General features: G+C 42.8%; 1 protein-coding gene and 1 pseudogene. Both read left to right on the top strand.

Annotated elements, in window-relative coordinates:
- Positions 1-506: pseudogene (locus tag ACEW8S_RS18635) on the top strand (hypothetical protein); the annotation flags it as partial.
- A gap of 79 nt (positions 507-585) precedes the next feature.
- Complete coding sequence (locus ACEW8S_RS18630; RefSeq protein WP_373519612.1) at positions 586-1266, top strand: PIG-L deacetylase family protein; 681 nt, start codon at positions 586-588, stop codon at positions 1264-1266.
- The last annotated feature ends 270 nt before the right edge of the window (positions 1267-1536 follow it).

The raw sequence follows: 1536 nt of genomic DNA, 5'->3' as shown, positions 1-1536 counted from the left end.
CGCCCAGAACCTACGTCAAAGATCTATACAGCGAAGTCGCCAAACAATTGGGACTCGGTTTTCACGAGATATATAAGTCCATCATCGGCAAGGAGTCCATCACATTCTCGACCCAAGATGAAAATGGGGTCACCATCCGAGGAAAACGCACCCCCTCGGACGGTCTGTTGGAATTCGATAAAAAAATCGGGGATACCGAAAGGCTGGTGCGCGCCGTTTCAGAGCCCTATCCGGGAGCCTATTGCTATTATAAAGACGAGAAAATTGTTTTTTGGGAAGTAGAATTCGACAAAGAAGACATATATTTCGGAACTTTGGGGCAAATCCTCCAAAAAAATAAAAACGGAATCCTAGTTCAATTTTCCGACGGCAAACTTTGGCTCAACCGCCCTAGTGATGAAAATGGCAATTCTAAAGACCTAAAATTTTTCAGAATCGGCGATAAACTTGGATATACTGTTCAGGATACGGTTTTTAAGCTTATTAAAAGTAAACTTGAAACTTGAAAAAATGGCGCCTAGGCCCTTGCCCATAGCGCACTTTCTATATACTACGTAGAAATTCCGACACTTAACCATATAACACATGCTTCAACTTTTCAACAAAATACTCGTAATAGCCGCACACCCCGACGATGAAATATTGGGCGTAGGCGGAACGATTCCGCAATTGGTCAAAATGGGCAAGCAGGTCGACGTACTTATTTTTACCGATGGCAGTAGCACCCAATATTTTGACAACAACGCTATTTTGGAGGATAAGTTCCATGAGGCCAAAGCGGCCAACGACGTTCTGGGATCGAAAGTATTGCCCCGTGCCGATTTTCCGGATATGCGCTTGGACACGATTGCCCATGTAGATAAAAACATCGCACTGGGCAAGGTAATCTCCGCGGGCGAATACGATACGGTCTTCGTGCAAGACCGTACCGATATCAACAAAGACCATAACGAACTGTTTGAAAGTACCTTGGTCGCCTGTAGGCCTTATCCCGGGCAAAAGGTAAGGCACTTATTGTCTTACTACGTCAACTCGTCCACGGAATGGGGCAACCTACTAAAGAAAGAACCCTTTAACCCCACTGTGTTTATAGATATTACGGATACTATCGAGGATAAATTAAAGGCGATGTCAGAATATACTACAGAAATACGGGAATACCCCCATCCCCGAAGCATTGAGGCACTTCGGAACTCGGCGAAGTACTTTGGTAACTTAGTGGGCACCGAATATGCGGAGCCGTTCTATTTGGTGTATTCCATTTAATCGCGAAAGCATCATACCAATCGGTAGTATCTAAATAAATCCTATTTTTTGACAAATTCGAATAGCATCAAAAGTTACGTCCAAAACGCATGGAATTTTCTTGGCAAGACTGTACTTTTGTTAAATTTAGATTAAACTGAATGATAGAAATTATCACCGATAGGGAAGAATGGAACAGCTTTATGAAGCTTGTCGGCCATTTTGACTTTTACTATAGCTATTATTACCATTTTCTTTCAAAGAAGGAGGGCGAAAAACCCATGCTTATAG

It is taken from the genome of Pricia sp., from assembly GCF_041745955.1.
In the GTDB taxonomy this organism is placed as follows: Bacteria; Bacteroidota; Bacteroidia; order Flavobacteriales; family Flavobacteriaceae; genus Pricia.
Note: the sequence above shows the minus strand (reverse complement) of the source record. Positions and strands in the feature narration are given on the sequence as shown.